17 protein-coding genes are annotated in these 17000 nt (G+C 66.5%); 7 read left to right on the top strand and 10 right to left on the bottom strand.

What is annotated here, in order from left to right:
* Positions 1 to 120 precede the first annotated feature (120 nt).
* On the top strand, positions 121 to 525 hold the full coding sequence (locus R9B84_RS10290) for a RidA family protein (RefSeq protein WP_423757886.1): 405 nt from the start codon (positions 121 to 123) through the stop codon (positions 523 to 525).
* 39 nt (positions 526 to 564) lie between these two features.
* Here R9B84_RS10290 and R9B84_RS10285 read toward each other — a convergent pair whose 3' ends face one another.
* Positions 565 to 1380 (bottom strand): aminotransferase class IV family protein, encoded by an 816-nt coding sequence (locus R9B84_RS10285; protein WP_423757885.1) that lies wholly within the window; start codon positions 1378 to 1380, stop codon positions 565 to 567.
* Between the two features lie 134 nt (positions 1381 to 1514).
* Here R9B84_RS10285 and R9B84_RS10280 point away from each other — a divergent pair, with 134 nt between their 5' ends.
* Complete coding sequence (locus R9B84_RS10280; RefSeq protein WP_423757884.1) at positions 1515 to 2435, top strand: LysR substrate-binding domain-containing protein; 921 nt, start codon at positions 1515 to 1517, stop codon at positions 2433 to 2435.
* Positions 2436 to 2506: 71 nt separating this feature from the next.
* A complete protein-coding gene (locus tag R9B84_RS10275; RefSeq protein ID WP_423757883.1) occupies positions 2507 to 2917 on the top strand; it encodes an ACT domain-containing protein in 411 nt (136 codons plus the stop codon).
* A gap of 99 nt (positions 2918 to 3016) precedes the next feature.
* Here the strand turns inward: R9B84_RS10275 and R9B84_RS10270 are convergent, their stop codons facing one another.
* Entirely contained in the window at positions 3017 to 3331 is a 315-nt protein-coding gene (locus R9B84_RS10270) for a muconolactone Delta-isomerase family protein (RefSeq protein ID WP_423757882.1), read from the bottom strand.
* A 71-nt stretch (positions 3332 to 3402) separates the two neighbouring features.
* Here R9B84_RS10270 and R9B84_RS10265 point away from each other — a divergent pair, with 71 nt between their 5' ends.
* Positions 3403 to 4323 carry a LysR family transcriptional regulator gene (locus tag R9B84_RS10265; RefSeq protein ID WP_423757881.1) on the top strand — a complete coding sequence of 307 codons (921 nt, stop codon included), beginning with the start codon at positions 3403 to 3405 and terminating at the stop codon, positions 4321 to 4323.
* Between the two features lie 222 nt (positions 4324 to 4545).
* Here R9B84_RS10265 and R9B84_RS10260 read toward each other — a convergent pair whose 3' ends face one another.
* Together R9B84_RS10260 and uraH are read right to left on the bottom strand one after the other, a co-directional pair.
* On the bottom strand, positions 4546 to 5739 hold the full coding sequence (locus R9B84_RS10260; protein ID WP_174382098.1) for a urate hydroxylase PuuD: 1194 nt from the start codon (positions 5737 to 5739) through the stop codon (positions 4546 to 4548).
* A 54-nt stretch (positions 5740 to 5793) separates the two neighbouring features.
* Complete coding sequence (uraH, locus tag R9B84_RS10255; RefSeq protein WP_047900958.1) at positions 5794 to 6147, bottom strand: hydroxyisourate hydrolase; 354 nt, start codon at positions 6145 to 6147, stop codon at positions 5794 to 5796.
* Between the two features lie 518 nt (positions 6148 to 6665).
* On the opposite strand from uraH, the gene R9B84_RS10250 reads away from it, so the two are divergent.
* The gene (locus R9B84_RS10250; RefSeq protein ID WP_423757880.1) at positions 6666 to 8078 is read left to right on the top strand and encodes an 8-oxoguanine deaminase; all 1413 of its coding nucleotides are present in this window, start codon (positions 6666 to 6668) and stop codon (positions 8076 to 8078) included.
* 99 nt (positions 8079 to 8177) lie between these two features.
* Here the strand turns inward: R9B84_RS10250 and R9B84_RS10245 are convergent, their stop codons facing one another.
* A complete protein-coding gene (locus tag R9B84_RS10245; RefSeq protein ID WP_006478550.1) occupies positions 8178 to 9107 on the bottom strand; it encodes a LysR substrate-binding domain-containing protein in 930 nt (309 codons plus the stop codon).
* Between the two features lie 221 nt (positions 9108 to 9328).
* On the bottom strand, positions 9329 to 9538 hold the full coding sequence (locus tag R9B84_RS10240) for a dodecin (protein WP_021160372.1): 210 nt from the start codon (positions 9536 to 9538) through the stop codon (positions 9329 to 9331).
* Positions 9539 to 9673: 135 nt separating this feature from the next.
* On the opposite strand from R9B84_RS10240, the gene R9B84_RS10235 reads away from it, so the two are divergent.
* Positions 9674 to 10567 carry an NAD(P)-dependent oxidoreductase gene (locus tag R9B84_RS10235; protein ID WP_423757879.1) on the top strand — a complete coding sequence of 298 codons (894 nt, stop codon included), beginning with the start codon at positions 9674 to 9676 and terminating at the stop codon, positions 10565 to 10567.
* 66 nt (positions 10568 to 10633) lie between these two features.
* Here R9B84_RS10235 and R9B84_RS10230 read toward each other — a convergent pair whose 3' ends face one another.
* From R9B84_RS10230 to R9B84_RS10215, 4 genes are all read right to left on the bottom strand, one after another.
* A complete protein-coding gene (locus tag R9B84_RS10230) occupies positions 10634 to 11080 on the bottom strand; it encodes a hypothetical protein (protein ID WP_027784713.1) in 447 nt (148 codons plus the stop codon).
* 338 nt (positions 11081 to 11418) lie between these two features.
* On the bottom strand, positions 11419 to 11850 hold the full coding sequence (mscL, locus tag R9B84_RS10225) for a large conductance mechanosensitive channel protein MscL (protein WP_048248527.1): 432 nt from the start codon (positions 11848 to 11850) through the stop codon (positions 11419 to 11421).
* A gap of 235 nt (positions 11851 to 12085) precedes the next feature.
* Entirely contained in the window at positions 12086 to 13246 is a 1161-nt protein-coding gene (locus R9B84_RS10220) for a tetratricopeptide repeat protein (protein WP_423757878.1), read from the bottom strand.
* A gap of 79 nt (positions 13247 to 13325) precedes the next feature.
* Entirely contained in the window at positions 13326 to 14006 is a 681-nt protein-coding gene (locus tag R9B84_RS10215; protein ID WP_423757877.1) for a PspA/IM30 family protein, read from the bottom strand.
* A 442-nt stretch (positions 14007 to 14448) separates the two neighbouring features.
* Here R9B84_RS10215 and R9B84_RS10210 point away from each other — a divergent pair, with 442 nt between their 5' ends.
* On the top strand, positions 14449 to 16974 hold the full coding sequence (locus R9B84_RS10210; protein WP_423757876.1) for a penicillin-binding protein 1A: 2526 nt from the start codon (positions 14449 to 14451) through the stop codon (positions 16972 to 16974).
* Positions 16975 to 17000: the final 26 nt, after the last annotated feature.

Below are 17000 nucleotides of genomic sequence, written 5' to 3'. Positions count from 1 at the left end.
TTGGGGCGCGCAAACAGTGTTGGACAGGGTTGCCGGTTTATCCGCCGGGCAACGGTCCTTAAAGTGCCTTCATCGTTGATGCAGGGGCGGCGTCGCCCCACTGACTGATGGAGGTGTTGGATGGCAAAGCGTAGCGTAGTTTTCCCGCCCGGTCGCCAGGCGCTGTATGAGCGCAACCGTTATTCGCCGGCGCTGCGCTCGAACGGCTTCCTGTTCGTGTCCGGGCAGGTCGGCAGCCGCGACGACGGTTCGCCCGAGCCGGAGCTGGGCGCACAGGTCCGCCGCGCGTTCGACAACCTGAACGCGGTGCTGCGCGCGGCCGGCTGTACGTTCGACGATGTCGTCGACGTGACGGTATTCATCGTCGACCCTGAAGCGACGTTCGAGCGGATCTGGGAGATCGTCCCGGAGTATTGGGGCGACGCGCCGCACCCGACGCTGACCGCCGTCGGCGTGACCTGGCTGTACGGCTTCCAGTTCGAGATCAAGGCGATCGCGCGGCTGCCGGAGTCTGTCGACGGGTGAGGTGACCGGCAGCGCACGCGCGTTTCGTGTCGGTGCGCGTCACAGGGCGATGAGCGGCTCCTGCTCATACGCGCGATGCAGCAGCGCGGCGAACGACGGCGAGTCGGGCAACGTCGCCGTGCCGAGCCGGCGCACGGCGATGCCGGGCGTCCACGAATTCATCGCGACGGCGCCGGCCATCGAAGGAATATCGGCCGGCGTCAGTTCGCGATCGTGCTGCGCGACGCCGAGGCGCGCCAGCTGCCGGCGCGCGATGCGCATCGTGATGCCGCCGAGCATGCCGGCCACCGGCCATACGACTGCGTTGCCGGTCCAGAACGCCAGGTTCCAGATCGAGCCTTCACTGATGCGCCCGTGGCGATCGGTGAACGCCGCATCGTCGAAACCCTGCGCGACCGCGCGGCGCAGGAAGTGTGTCTTCGCGACTTCGCCGACGTGCTTGATGTCGGGCAGCACGCGCTCGTATTCGAAGAGCGCGAGGTCGAGCGGGCCGGCCGGCCCCGACGACGGCGTGGCGGTACGGACCAGCACGTCGAGTGCTTCGTCGTCGCGCGCCGCGACGAATTCGCCTGTCGTCGCATGCACGGTCGCGGTCAGCGACAGCGCCGATGGTGCGCGCTCGAGCGCGGCGCACAGGAACGCGCGAATCCGCTCGTCGGGTAACGCCTGGCCGAACAGTGCGTTCGATGCGTCGCGCAACCGCGCGAGGTGCAGGTCGAGGCCGCGCACGCGGCCGTCGCGCACCTGCATCGCGGTGAAATGCGCATGGCCCGCGAACGCCAGCGCGGCGAGCGCGTCTTGCGTGGCGGCCACGCCGTTGAGCTGGGCGACGGACGGGAACGGGGCAGCGGTCATCGGCGAATCTCCGGGTTCGGCCGCGGGCACGGGGCGGCTCGCGGCATCTTCAAGAAAGCCTATTGTTTGCCGATTGATGGCGTGCTGAAAAACGAGTAGTTTTGCAACAGTCATCAAATTTTTCTTGAAGATCGATGGAACGCATGTGGCCCGGTACGCGCGCGCTGAGAACGTTCGATGCGGCGGCGCGGCACCTGAATTTCTCGCGGGCGGCCGACGAGGTCGGGCTGACGCCGGCGGCGGTCAGTCACCAGATCAAGGAAATCGAGGCGCAGCTCGGCATCGAGTTGTTCATCCGCACGAGCCGCAGCATCCGGCTGACGCCGGCCGGCGTCGTGCTGGCTGGCGCGGCCGCCGATGCGTTGGCGGGCCTGCAGCGCGCGACCGCACGGGCGCGGCGCACCGCGCGGGAGCAGACCGAGCTTCGCGTGTCGGTCGGCGCGCGCTTTGCGACGCACTGGCTGCTGCCGCGCCTGCTGCGTTTCAGGGCCGCGCATCCGGCGTTCGAACTGACGTTTGACATCACCGACCGGTTGCGCGATTTCGATGACGACGACGTGGATGTCGCGATCCGCTTCGGCACCGGGCGTTACCGCGACGCGTGCGCGCAGCGCCTGTTCGGCACGTCGGTCGTCGCGGTCTGCAGCCCGGCGCTGCTGTCGGCCGGGCCGCCGCTGCGCAAGCCGCGCGATGTGCTGCGCCACACGCTTTGCCACGTGGACTGCGAAGTCGACGGCGTGATCTGGCCGCGCTGGTCGGCATGGATGGCCGCGGCCGGCGTCGACGGTTTCGACGACAGCCGGTGCGTCGCGTTTCCGGATTCGAGCCACGTCGTGCAGGCCGTGACGGACGGCGCGGCGGTCGGTCTCGCAGAGCCGCACATGATCGCGCGCGATCTCGCGGACGGACGCCTCGTGCAGCTGTTCGACGTGGGCGTCGCGCTGTCGCCCGAGGTGGCGTATCACGTCGTGTATCCGGCGCGCACGCAGGACGATCCGCGCATCGTCGCGTTGCGCGGTTGGCTCGCGGACGAAGTGGCAATGGTGCATGCGTAGTGCCATCGCCGCGCGTGCTATCGTGCCCGCATCGCCACCGCATGACGTCCGGTTCCGGACGTGTTCCTTCGATGAGCCAACCTGAAAACGACCTCTCGATCCTGCTGCGCACGATGCAACCCGAACTGCATCCGGGTGCGTTCGCGTTCGTATCGCTGCCGACCGATGCAGACGTATCGTTATCCGAAACGATTGCGACGTTCCGCGAAGCTGAAGGCCTGACGGTCGTGGTCGGCGAGGAGGTGGCCGCGCGTCGCGGCTGGCCGGTGCTGTTCCGCGCCGCGTGGATCACGCTGACCGTGCATTCCGATCTTGCGGCCGTCGGCCTCACCGCGGCATTCGCGCGGGCGCTCGGTGCGGCCGGCATCAGTTGCAACGTGATGGCCGCCGCGTACCACGACCACATCTTCGTGCCGTTCGACGACGGCCCGCGCGCGCTCGATGCGCTCGTCGCGCTCCAGCGCGACGCGATGCGCGGTTAGCGAGCGGCGCATTCGGAACAGGCAAGAAAGATTCTTCGCGGATTTCCGAGGGTGTTGCCAACCACCGTCGGCTTGTTCACACAGACTTCGGCCAGCCGGCTAGGAACGCGGCCCGAATCCCCGATAGGGAGCTAACGGCACGATGTGGGTGATCTCGAGCATGCCGGCTGCAACGAGCGGGAGCGATTCCAGTCCTTCTCGTACCTGTACTTCGTCGTCGGCTTCAAGAAGCAGGCAAGCGCCAGGCATGTCGCCGCGTTGCCAGATTTGACGAATGAACCCCTCGGAATAAAGCGTTCTGGCACGCTGCGCCTCGGCCTCGAGCCGGGATTGAAACTCCGTGTCGGAAAACTGCTCCGTTCTGCGGCGCGATAGTGTCAGGAATTGCATGGCGTTCCCCAAGTAGCGATTCACGCCAGTTTCCTACCGGATATCATTGCGGCATAGGACTGATCCGGTCATGGATCGGACCGAAAAGGGCCGACATGATAAATCTCCGACAGCTCGATTGCTTTGTTGCGGTAGCCGAATGTGAAAACCTTGCGGGGGCCGCACTGCGTCTTAACATCTCGGCTTCGCCGCTGAGTCGTCAGATCCTTGCCCTCGAGGAACGGCTCGGACTGCAGCTTTTTGAGCGGTCCCGTCAGCGCTTGTTCTTGACCGAAGCGGGGCAAGCCTTCCTTGACGAAGCGCGCACGCTGCTGGCTCATGCGGCACGTGTGGAGAACAGCGCGAGAGCCTTGGGCCGCGGCGAAATCGGGAGAGTCACGGTCGGTTATGTCGAGGCTGCGGTGCACACCGGCGTACTTGCGGCAGCCATACGCGGCCTCAGAAGGCACTTTCCAGATATCGAAGTACAGCTTCAATCGCTGCGTTCGGCACAGCAGTTAAGCGCGTTGCTCGACCGCGAGATAGATTTTGGCTTGTTGCATACCCCACCGGACAACGTGGACAGGCTGGTTTGCGAACCGGTCTGCGAGGACGCGTTGCTGCTGGCAGTCCCGGCATCGGATGCGCTTGCAGCGGCAGACAGCGTGTTGCCGGAACAGCTTGACGGTCGGGTCTGGATCACACGGCGTCGCAGTCTCAACCCGTCGGCGCACGAACGATTCCTCGCGGCTTGTCGCGCTGCGGGATTTTCCCCCGACAATCGATTTGAAGCGGACGACGTTCTGACTTTGCTTGGCATTGTCGGAGCGGGCCTCGCCGTTGGTCTCGTGCAGGCCAGTGTGTGCCACATCGTTGGGCCTGACGTGGTCTTGAAGCCGATTCCGTGGTTCCCCCAGCGCGTACCCATCCATCTTGCCCATCGGCATGGCGACGGCCGTCCCGCTATCGAAGTGTTGCGCAACATGGTTCTCGATACGGCTGGGCCAACCTCGCGACAACGTCAACACACCGTTTGATCGTGCGATAAGAGTGTGAGTCCAGCGACCGCTTGCTGAATGGAGCCGACGTCCGAGCCGACGTCCGAGCCGACGATCGAAGGTACGAGCGAGCGACACGTCATGGCGAATGCCGACAGTCTGTCGAGCGCTCGCCGGAATTCCGCGATGAACCAAAAAAAACGGGCCCGTCACCGGGCCCGCGAACGGAGAGGATTGCGCCGGCAACCGGCGCACGGCGGCTTACTTGACCGCGCCACCCTCGAACCAGGCGGCGAGCTTCGTGCGCTCGTCGTCGGTCATGTGCGTGACGTTGCCGATCGGCATCGCCTTCAGGCGCACGGCCTGTTCGTAGATACGCTGCGCGTTCTTCGACACTTCGTCCGGCGTGTCGAACATCACCCCCGCGGGTGCGCTGCCCATCAGCGTCGGCTTCGACGAGTGGCACTCGACGCAGCGCTGCTGCAGGATCGGCATGATGTCGTTGATCACGATCTTCGGCGCGTTCGCGGCTTGCGCCTCCGGTGCGACCGGCTTCGGCATCGTCCACACCAGTGCGCCCGACAGCAGCGCGACGCCGCCGATCGGCAGGTACCACAGCTGCTTGCCGCGGTGACGCATCACGAAGAACTGGCGGATCAGCGCGCCGGCCAGCATGATCAGCACGAGCACGACCCAGTTGAACTTGTTCGTGTACGTCATCGCATAGTGGTTCGACAGCATCGCGAACACGACCGGCAGCGTGAAGTACGTGTTGTGCACCGAGCGCTGTTTGCCGCGCTTGCCGTAGATCGGGTTCGGCTCTTCGCCCTTGAGCATCTTGTCGACCATCTTGCGCTGGCCGGGGATGATCACGAAGAACACGTTCGCCGACATGATCGTCGCGAGCATCGCGCCGACGATCAGGTACGCCGCACGGCCCGCGAAGATGTGACACGCGAGGTACGCTGCGACGACGACGTAGAGGCCGACGCAGATGCCGAGCACGCGGTCGTTGGTGCCGAGGATGCGGCACAGCGAGTCGTAGACGATCCAGCCGGCGGCGAGGAAGCCGAGCGCGGATGCGACGGCGACCACCGGGCCCATGTCGAGCACGCTCTTGTCGATCAGGTAGGTGTTCGGTGCGAGCAGGTATAGCACGAAGAACAGCGAGAAGCCCGACAGCCAGGTCGTGTACGACGGCCACTTCGACCAGTGCAGGTCATCCGGCATTTCCGGCGGGGCGACCGTGTACTTCTGCATGTTGTAGAAGCCGCCGCCGTGGACGTGCCACAGTTCGCCGAACACGCCGCGCTTGCGCTGGTTCGGGTCGGTCGGCGGTTTCAGGCTGTTGTCGAGCGCGACGAAATAGAACGACTCGCCGATCCACGCAATGGCGACGATGACGTGCAGCCATCGCAGCGCGAGGTTCAGCCAGTCGGTGATGAAGCCTTCCATGAAACTCCTCCAGACTCAGATCGTTTGTCTTTGATGTGGGCGCCGATACGTATGTCAGCTGCCGCGATAGGTGCTGTACGACCACGGCGACACGAGCAGCGGCACGTGGTAGTGCGAGCCGGTGTCGGCGATGCCGAAGCGCAGCACGACGCGGTCGACGAAACGGGGTTCGGGCACCTTCACGCCGAGCGACGCAAAGTAGTCGCCGGCATGGAACACGAGTTCGTATTCGCCGGCGGCGAGCGCGGCGCCTTCGAGCAGGGGTTCGTCGCAGCGGCCGTCGCTATTGGTCAGTACGGTCTTGATCGCGCGGCGCGATTCGCCGTCCAGCGCGTAGAGATCCACCTTGAGTGCGGCGCCGGGACGACCGTGCGCCGTATCGAGTACGTGGGTAGTGAGCTTTCCCATTCGTGTGTCCTTGAGTGAATGCGAGGTTCGGCGGCGACTCGATCCATTGACCGTGCGGCGGATCGAGGCTCCACGTCACGTGGCTACATACCCGTCGGCGAGGTGAAGCGAGCGCCGTGCAGGCATTGTAAAAAGGTTCCCCGAGCAAATACGGGCGCGATATCAAAGATAATGCGCCGCGCATGAGCGGCTGTCGACGGCACGCCGGCAGGGCTTCCAGCGGGCGTTTCGGGCCTCCGGCGGCAGGACGGACCACGCGCGCGCGGCGTACCATATCGAATCCGTGAAGCGCGGTATTCCGGATCGCGCATTGTGTGCCGCGCGTGCTTGGGCGATCCTCCCGCCGTGCGCGTCGGCCTGTGGCCCGCGCGTACCCCGAAGACGGCGAGCACGCCGGGTAACCGGGCCAGGGCGTTCGAACGGACGCAGGCACCGGGGCGTGCCGCGAATCAGCGTTCGAACGGCTTTGTGACCGTCCCCAGGATCAGCCCCTGGGGGCAGACCGACGCGGAGAACGCATGAACCTCGAGCAGCACGCCGGCGCACGCGCGCCGAACGCATCCCCATCCCGCCCGAAAACCCTGCTGGTCAAGCACGCCGACGTGCTCGTGACCATGGACGACACGCGCCGCGAGCTGCGCGACGCAGGGCTCTACATCGAAGACAACCGGATCGTCGCGGTCGGCCCGACCGCCGAGCTGCCCGACACGGCCGACGAAGTGCTCGACCTGCGCGGCCACCTCGTGATCCCGGGGCTCGTGAACACGCACCACCACATGTACCAGAGCCTCACGCGCGCGGTGCCGGCCGCGCAGAACGCCGAGCTGTTCGGCTGGCTCACGAACCTGTACCGGATCTGGGCGCACCTGACGCCCGAGATGATCGAGGTGTCGACGCTCACCGCGATGGCCGAGCTGCTGCAGTCGGGCTGCACGACGTCGAGCGACCACCTTTACATCTACCCGAACGGCAGCCGGCTCGACGACAGCATCGGCGCCGCGCAGCGGATCGGCATGCGCTTTCATGCGAGCCGCGGCGCGATGAGCGTCGGCCAGCGCGACGGCGGGTTGCCGCCCGATTCCGTGGTCGAGCGCGAACCCGACATCCTGCGCGACACGCAGCGCCTGATCGAGTCCTATCACGACGAAGGCCGCTACGCGATGCTGCGCGTGGTGGTCGCGCCGTGCTCGCCGTTCTCGGTGAGCCGCGACCTGATGCGCGACGCGGCCGTGCTCGCGCGCGAGTACGGCGTGTCGCTGCATACGCACTTGGCGGAGAACGTCAACGACATCGCGTACAGCCGCGAGAAGTTCGGGATGACGCCCGCCGAATATGCGGAAGATCTCGGCTGGGTCGGCCACGACGTATGGCATGCGCACTGCGTGCAGCTCGACGATGCGGGCATCGGCCTGTTCGCACGCACCGGCACGGGCGTCGCACACTGTCCGTGCTCGAACATGCGGCTCGCGTCGGGTATCGCGCCGGTGAAGAAGATGCGTCTCGCGGGCGTGCCGGTCGGCCTCGGTGTCGACGGCTCCGCGTCGAACGACGGCGCACTGATGGTCGCGGAAGTACGGCAGGCGCTGCTGCTGCAGCGGGTCGGCTTCGGGCCCGATGCGATGACCGCGCGCGAAGCGCTCGAGATCGCGACGCTCGGCGGCGCGAAGGTGCTGAACCGCGACGATATCGGCGCGCTGAAGCCCGGCATGGCCGCGGACTTCGCCGCGTTCGACCTGCGTCAGCCGTTGTTCGCGGGCGCGCTGCACGATCCGGTTGCGGCGCTGGTGTTCTGCGCGCCGTCGCAGACGGCGTACACGGTGGTGAACGGAAAGGTGGTGGTGCGGGAAGGGCGGCTGGCAACGCTCGATCTGCCGCCCGTCATCGAGCGCCATAACGCGCTCGCGCAGGCGCTGGTCGAGGCATCGCGCTGAGCGAAGCCTGAAGAAGCGAGTCGGCGGCCGCCTTGCCGGGCGTGCCGCTGGCCGTCGCCACGTTGCTCCGCGCCGCGACGGCGCGGGCGGCGTGTGCCGTTACGCCTCGATCAGCGTGCGGGTGGCTTCGGCGACGAGGCTGCGCAGCCAGCGCACTTCGTCGGAGTAGTGGCAGCGCTCGTGCCACAGCTGGTAGTACTGCATCGGCGGGAAGTCGAGCGGCGCCGGCACGACCGACAGCGGCAGGAACTTCGCGTAGTGATCGGCGAACAGGCGCGTGGTCGTGAAGATCAGGTCCGACTTCACGAGCACGTACGGCGCGAGGTTGAAGTACGGCAGCGTGACGACCACGTGGCGCTTGAGCCGTTCGCGCGCGAGATGCACGTCGATCGCGCCGCGCTGGCCGACCGAGTACGGCGTCGGCGCGAGATGCGGCGCGTTCAGGTACTGGTCGAGCGTGAGCCCGCCGCGCTTCGCGAACGGGTGCGTGTTGCTCATCAGGCAGACGATCTCGTCGACGAACAGGTTCGACAGGTGCAGTTGCTCGGGCGGTTCGGGCCAGTTGCCGACGACGATGTCGAGCTTGCCGTCTTCCAGCGCGAGTTCGTAGTCGAACGCGGGGCCGAGCGAGTGAAACTCGAGCGTCGCGTTCGGCGCGGCCAGGCGGAAGCGCTCGACGACGGTCGGCACGAACAGCACGTTCAGGTAGTCGGGGCAGCCGATCCGGTAGCAGCGGATCGACGTGGCCGGGTCGAAGTTGTGCTGCTGGAACTTGATGCGCTCGATTTCACGCAGTGCGTTCTGCACGGGCTCGAGCAGACGCAGCCCGTATTCGGTCGGCACCATGCCGGATTTGCCTCGCACCAGCAGCGGGTCGCCGGTGATGTCGCGCAGTCGCCGCAGCGCGGCGCTGATCGCCGGTTGCGACTGGTTCAGTTTGACGGCCGCGCGCGTGACGCTGCGCTCCATCAACAAGGTGTGCAAGACGCGCAAGAGGTACGTGTCGATCGCCTCGCGTTGCTGACTCATGATTTCTCCGGGTTATATGTCTGGGCTGATCGAGGGGTACTGTGGGTATATCGTTTTTAATATGAACGAAAGTCAGCGTCAAGAGATGGATACCCGCAGGCACCCGCCGGCCAGGCCTGGGCAAGGGGCCTGAACGGGGCGGAATGCGGGGCGCGCGGCGCCGCGCGGAGGCGCATGGCGCGCATCCGGATCGCGGCGCGGCGTGTGACGCGGCGTGCGCGTCAGTCGTCGATGCGCATGCCGACCTTCAGCGTGACCTGCCAGTGAACGACCTGGTCGCCTTCGATGTGGCCGCGCGTTTCGGTCACCTGGAACCAGTGCAGGTTGTGCAGCGTCTTGCCCGCTTTCGAGATCGCGTTGCGGATGGCATCGTCGCTCGATTGCTGCGACGAACCGGTCAGTTCGATCATCTTGTACACGTGGTCGCTCATGATGCGCTCCCTGGGATATCGGCATATATCGTCGGTGCAGGTTGCGGTCCAGAAGCTGCGCCGCGCGTGCCCGGCTTCTTGAGTGATAGGTATGATGGGCGGCAAGTGCAACCCATATCGGAGACGAGGAACATCGTGGAAGTCGGATTTTGCGGACCGGGATTGATGGGCGCGCCGATGATTCGGCATTTGCTGGCGGCCGGGCGTCGGGTCAGCGTGTGGAATCGCTCGCGCGACAAGGCCGAGGCGCTCGTGAAGGACGGCGCGCAGGTGGTCGGTACGCCGCGCGAACTGGCTGAACGCGTCGATACGGTATTCGTCTGCGTGCTCGACGGGCGCGCGGTCGGCGACGTCGTGTTCGGCGAGTACGGGCTGCTTTCCGGCGATGTGGCTTCGCGCCGCCTGCAGCGCATCGTCGATCATTCGAGCATTGCGCCTGCCGCGACGCGCGACTATGCGGCGCGCGCGGCCGCGCTCGGCGTCGGCTGGGTCGATGCGCCGGTGTCGGGCGGCGTGCCGGGCGCGCAGGCCGGCACGCTCGCGGTGATGGCCGGCGGCCGCGCGGCCGATCTCGACTCGGTGCGGCCGCTGATCGGCACCTACGCGTCGCGCATTACGCACATGGGCGACGCGGGCGCGGGCCAGACGGCGAAGCTGTGCAACCAGGCGATCGTCACCGCAACGGTGACCGCGATCGCCGAGGCCGTCGGCCTGGCGCAGGCGAGCGGCATCGACGCCGCGCGCCTGGCCGAGGCGCTGGCCGGCGGCTGGGCCGATTCGGTGCTGCTGCAGACGTTCGTGCCGCGCATGACGTCGGGCGGTCACACGCCGATCGGCGCGCTCGGCACGTTCCAGAAGGATGTCGATGCGATCGCCGACGCGGCGCGCGACACGGGTGCGGTGATGCCCGTGTCGGCCACCGTGCAGCAGGTGCTGCGGCTCGGCGCCGCACAGGGGCTCGCCGGCGCCGATTTCGCCGCGTTCATCGACATCGTGCGGCCCGGCAACGGGCGTCGGCAGCCCGCGTGACGGAAACGCGGGGCGCGTGAATGGCAGATGGGCCGCCCGGAGGCGGCCCATCGAATGACTGGCGGTTCAGCCGAGGGAGCGTGGTGTCGTGTCGCCGGCGTTCTGGCGACCGAGCCCGCCGCGCAGGCTCGCTTTCGTGCCTGCACCAAACTCGGGCAGGATACGCGCGCGTGCCCGGCTCGCGAATACCAGGAAGCCGAAGCCGTTCGCTTCGTACCAGTACCCGCCGTTTTCGAGGCCGTCCAGCGGCTGCTCGAGCGCGTTGGCGATCGATTCGATGCAGCGCTTGCGCAGCTCGGCAATGGCCGGATAGGGCGGCTGTGCGCCGCGCACGCTGCACAGGAGCACGTCGAGACCGGGCAGCACATGCGCGTACAGGACGGGTTCGTCCTGCGCACGGGCGCGGGCAATCTTGGTGTCGAGCTGGGCGAAAGGTTTCGAGTGGCGCAAAACCGCGAGGAATGACTCCTGGCCATCCTGTTGGGCACGCCGACGTTTTTTCGGGAAGGACATAAACACTCGCCTCAAAAACAATTGCAAGAAATGCGGCACTTTCATGCGACCCACTCCCGGCTATGTACGCCGCATGTCGATCCTTTATAGCACACGAAAATGCTGCATTCGTGCAGTACGACGATCAATGTCTCCCGTCGACCTGCTCGCCATGATCGACACAGCCAGCGTCTTGGCGCCCGTACTGTCGTTTAGTCTCCATCATAGACCTGCTTTCCCCGCACGTGCATTCGCGCGTCACAAAAAAGTGAGATAGGCCGCATGCGGCGGGCGGTGCACGGCACGCGCAATAAAAAAGGCCCGCACGGGGCGGGCCTGGCAGGCGGGGTGCGCGGCGCTCAGCGCTGCTTGAGCGAATCGCGGATCTCGCGCAGCAGCACGGTGTCTTCCGGCGTCGCGGCCGGCGCGGCTTCGTCCGGCTTGCGCAGCTTGTTGATGAATTTCACCATCAGGAAAATGATGAACGCGAGGATGACGAAATTGATCGCCACCGTGATGAACGAGCCGTAGCCGAACGCGGCGACGCCGGCGGCCTGCAGGTCCTTGAACGAATCGGGATTACCCTTGAACGTCGGGGGGATGGTGCCGAGCAGAACGAACTTGTTCGAGAAATCCAGACCGCCGGTCAGCACGCCGATGACCGGCATGATGAGATCTTTCACGATCGAGTCGACGATCTTCGAGAACGCGCCGCCGATGATCACGCCGACGGCGAGATCCATCACGTTGCCCTTGACGGCGAACTCCTTGAATTCCTTGATGATGCTCATGAGCGGCTTTCTCCTTGTTGGGGCGAAGGGAGGCGTGCCGCGACGCGCAGGGATGCATTGCGTCGAATGAGGGTCGGTGGCACGCCGATGGCCGCATGATAGCGAACGCTCCCCATTGCCGGTAGTCCATCTTGAAATGATTGACAAATCCGCGCGTCGGCGCGGCCGGTCATGCAGGGGGGAGCGTGGCGTGCATTGCGGCGCGTCGTCGGGAACGTCGACGCGCCGCGCAAGGTCAGGTGTTGTCGTCCGTCCAGCCGTCGTCGTTGCTGCCGAGATCGACGTTGCCGCTGCCGCCGTCGCTCCAGTTCGACGCGTCGCCGCGGCCGAGGTCGAAGCCCGGGTCGGTTTCCTGCCGGCGTCGCTCGCCGTCGACGATCACGTCGCGTTCGACCACGCGTTCGCGGCCGCCCGACATCGCCTCGCCGAGCAGCACGCCGGTCAGCAGCCCGCCCATCCCGCCGCCGAAACCGCCGCCGCCTTGCTGGATCACCACCGGCGGCTGCTGTTGCGGGTAGGGCTGCTGCGGATACGGCTGGCCTTGCGCGCCCGTAATGCGATCGGCTTCCTGCGCGTACACGGAGCCGCTGCCGTTCGCCGGTGGCGCGGGTTGCGCGGCCGGATCGGGGCGGCCTTCGACGCGTGCCTTCACGCTCGCATGACGCTGTTCGAGTTCGTCGACGCGATACGGCGGCACCGGATTCTTGCCGTTCGACAGCGCCTCGACGAGCGTGCGCGCGTCGGTCTCGATCGCTTCGAGTTCGCCCATGAACGCCGCGGCGCCGGGCGCCGTCGACAGCTTCGCGTCGAGTTTGAGCGGACGGATGTCGTTCAGCACGTCGGTCGCACGCTTGAGTTGCGTGCGGCGTTCATCGTCGGCGCGGCTGTTGTCGGCCGTGCGTGCACGCCGCAGCGTCCAGCGCAGCACCAGCGCGATCACCGCGACGATCAGCCCGAGGCCGATCCACATGCCGGTCGACGGGCCGTGTTTTTCGGCGGGCGCGACGGCGGGCGCGAGCGACGACTGCAGCGTGCCGGCCTGTGTGGCCGACGGCGCGTTGCCGCTTACGCGCGCGACGTCGGCGCGAATGCGCGACTCCGTCTGCGCGAAGTGCGACGCGTCCGTGAAGCGCAATTGCGGATCGAGCGACTTCGCACGCTGCAGTTGCGCGAGCGCGTCGGACGCGCGGCCTTCGCGGTCCAGTACCTGCGCATACAGGTAGCGCGCATGCGCGTTGTTCGGATGGGCGTCGATGACTTGCGACAGCTGCGTGTCGGCTTGTTGCCAGTTGCGCTGCGCGATCGACTGCTCGACCTGCTGCAGCGACGGTACCGCAAACGCGGCGGACGACAGCAACATCAGCGAGAGGCCGAGTGCGGCGAGAGATTTCTTCATGGTCGAACCGGGCGCGGGCGCCCGTCTCCTGACGATCGGTTCGCGCCGCGCGCCCGGGCGGGCCGCGGCGCGGTTGCCGTTACTGCGCGGGCGTGTCGAGCTGCTTCTTCAGCGCGGCGAGGCGATCCTCGACCGACGGGCCCTTGTTCAGCGCGGCGAGCTTGTCGTCGAGCGCCTTGCCGCTCGACGTGTCGGCCGAATTGAGGCGCGCGTCCGAGCGTGCGTTCTGCAGCGCGACCTTGTCCTCGAGCTTCTGGAAATCCTCGGACAGGTTCGTGCCGCCGATGCCGCCCAAGGCGCTGGCCGCGACATCCTTCGCCTGCGCGATTTCCTGCTTGGCCTGCAGGATGTTCGAGCGCGCGTTCAGGTCGTTGCGGCGCTGGCGCATGTCGGCGATCTGCCCCTTCAGCTTGTCGACCGACGGTTCGAGCGTCGTCAGCTCGGCGGCGAGCGCGTCGCGCTCGGCTTCCGCGTTCGACTGCGCGGCCAGTGCCTCGCGTGCGAGCGCTTCGTCGCCGGACTGCAGCGCGCGCTTCGCGCCGTCTTCGTACTTCTTCACCTTGTCGTCGGCCGCGTCGCGCTTGCTGCGCTGGGTCGCGACCTGTGCCTCGATCTCGATCAGCGAATTCTCGGCACGGCCGATGCTGTCGTCGAGCTCCCGCACGATCTGCCGTGCGTCGCGCGACGGATCCTGTACCGAATCGGCAGCATCGTTCAGCAGGCCTTTGATCGTGCGCGAAACAGAGTCGAAAAGCGACATGAAATCCTCCGTGGTTGAAAGGCGCCGCGTGACCGCGGCAGTGCCCGCCGCGAGCCGGTTGCGACCCGCGTGAGCCGGCGGATATTACACCACCGGTTCACTTAAATACGGCTTAAACGCGCGAGTTCAAGCGGCTGGCGTATCAGGATGCCAAACCTTTCGCGATTGAAAGAAAATCGGCCGCGCGCGCCATATTGCGTGTCCATGATAGGCCGAGGATGCCGACAATACGTTCCGCAAATCACGGCGTTGCGGGAATTTTTACAAAAAATCGCGAAGTCACCCGGTCGATTTCATTAAAATGCGCTGTCACGTCGCGGGAACGGATCGCCGCGCGGCGGGTCTGTCGACGTGACAGTCGCATCTCGATGCACCCGCTCTGATCCATCCGCTTGCATTTCCGCATGCGTTCGAGGGCGCCATGTACGCCCGCCATTCCGACATGCCAATTATCAAACGACCGCCTTCTCCTTCCGACAGGAACGAACCCCACTACACGCTGCGCCGTTCGCCGTCCGGAGCCTATTACCCCGATGACGACGATCGCGACCCTCGCAACGACGACCGCCGCGCACAGCGCAGCGGCGGCGGCGGGGGCCGCCGCTCGTTCGGCTCGCGCGTCGCGCTGTGGTTCGTCGGCCTGTTCGTCACGCTGGCGATCGTCGGTGCGTTGATCGTCGGCTACGCGCTGGTCGTGATGGCGCCGCAACTGCCGTCGCTCGATGCGCTGACCAACTACCAGCCGAAGGTGCCGCTGCGCGTGTTCACGGCCGATCACGTGCTGATCGGCGAGTTCGGCGAGGAGCGCCGCAGCCTCGTGCGCTTCCAGGACATTCCCGACGTGATGAAGAAGGCCGTGCTCGCGATCGAGGACTACCGCTTCTACGAGCACGGCGGCGTCGACTTCCTCGGCATCCTGCGGGCGGGCGTCGCCGACCTGATGCACGGCGGCGCGCGCCAGGGCGCGAGCACGATCACGATGCAGGTCGCGCGCAACTTCTTCCTGTCGAGCGAGAAGACCTACACGCGCAAGATCTACGAGATGCTGCTCGCGTACAAGATCGAGAAGGCCCTGACGAAGGACCAGATCCTCGAGCTGTACATGAACCAGATCTATCTCGGCCAGCGCTCGTACGGCTTCGCGGCCGCTGCGCGCGTGTACTTCGGCAAGGACCTGAAGGACATCACGCTCGCGGAAGCGGCGATGCTCGCGGGGCTGCCGAAGGCGCCGTCCGCGTATAACCCGGTCGTCAATCCGAAGCGCGCGAAGGTGCGCCAGGAATACATCCTGAAGCGCATGCTCGAGGTCGGCTACATCACGCAGCCGCAGTACGACGCGGCCGTGAAGGAAGAGATGCGCGTGCGCACGCCGGGCAACCAGTATGCGGTGCACGGCGAGTACGTCTCCGAGATGGTGCGGCAGATGATGTACCAGCAGTACAAGGACGAAACCTATACGCGCGGGCTGACCGTCACGACGACGATCAACTCGGCCGATCAGGAAGCGGCGTACCAGGCCGTGCGTCGCGGCATTCTCGATTACGAGCGCCGCCACGGCTATCGCGGGCCGGAAGCGTCGATCAACCTGCCCGCGGCCGGCGACGACCGCGACGAGGCGATCGACGACGCGCTCGCCGATCACCCGGACAACGGCGACCTGCAGTCGGCAGTCGTGCTGTCGGCCTCGCCGAACGCGGTCGAGGTGCAGTTCGTCGGTGGCGCGACGACGACGATCGGCCCGGCCGGGCTGCGCTTCGTGTCGGCCGCGCTTGGGGCCCGTGCGAACGACGCGCTGCGCATCAAGCCGGGCTCGATCGTGCGCGTGCTGAAGGACGGCAAGACGGGCTGGCAGGTCGTGCAGCTGCCGCAGGTCGAAGGCGCGCTCGTCGCAATTGCGCCGCAGGACGGCGCGATCCGCTCGCTCGTCGGCGGCTTCGACTTCAACAAGAGCAAGTTCAACCACGTGACGCAGGCATGGCGGCAGCCGGGCTCGTCGTTCAAGCCGTTCATCTATTCGGCGTCGCTCGACAAGGGCATGGGGCCGGCGACGATGATCAACGACGCGCCGCTGTACTTCCCGCCGAGCGTGCCGGGCGGTACCGCGTGGGAGCCGAAGGACGACGACCAGCCGGACGGCCCGATGACGATGCGCACCGGCCTGCAGCGTTCGAAGAACCTCGTGTCGATCCGGATCCTCGCATCGATCGGCACGCAGTATGCGCAGCAGTACGTGACGCAGCGCTTCGGCTTCGATCCCGCGAAGACGCCGCCGTACCTGCCGATGGCGCTCGGCGCGGGCCTCGTGACGCCGCTGCAGCTCGCGACCGGCTACGCGGTGTTCGCGAACGGCGGCTACAAGGTCGATCCGTACCTGATCGCCGAAGTCGACGACGCGCGCGGCCAGCCGCTGCAGAAGTCGCAGCCGGTGATCGCGGGCAGCACGGCGCCGCGTACGATCGAAGGCCGCAACGCGTACGTGATGAACAGCCTGCTGCATTCGGTCGCGACGGCCGGCACGGGCGCGGGTAGCAACGCACTGGGCCGCAGCGACCTGCAGGGCAAGACGGGTACGACGAACGACGCGAAGGACGGCTGGTTCGCCGGCTACCAGCAGTCGCTCGTCGCGGTCGCGTGGATGGGCTTCGACCAGCCGAAGAGCCTCGGCAGCCGTGAATTCGGCGCGCAGCTCGCATTGCCGATCTGGGTGAACTACATGCGCACCGCGCTGAACGGCGTGCCGGAGCAGCAGATGCCGATGCCGGACGGGCTGACCTCGATCGACGGCGAACTGTTCTACGCGGATCGCACGCCGGGCAACGGCTTTGTCGCGAATGTCGACATCAACCCGGCCGAGAATGCGATCAGCGCGAACGACGCACTCGGCTCGGCCGGCGCGGCAGGGCTCGCGCCGCCGCCTGTCACGGCGCAGGAGAAGCAGCAGATCATGGACATGTTCGAAAGCAAGTAAGCGGTACGCCGCTGTTCCGGCATGCG

Origin of the sequence: Burkholderia sp. NLJ2, from assembly GCF_049487195.1 — a bacterium.
In the GTDB taxonomy this organism is placed as follows: Bacteria; Pseudomonadota; Gammaproteobacteria; order Burkholderiales; family Burkholderiaceae; genus Burkholderia; species Burkholderia pyrrocinia.
Note: the sequence above shows the minus strand (reverse complement) of the source record. Positions and strands in the feature narration are given on the sequence as shown.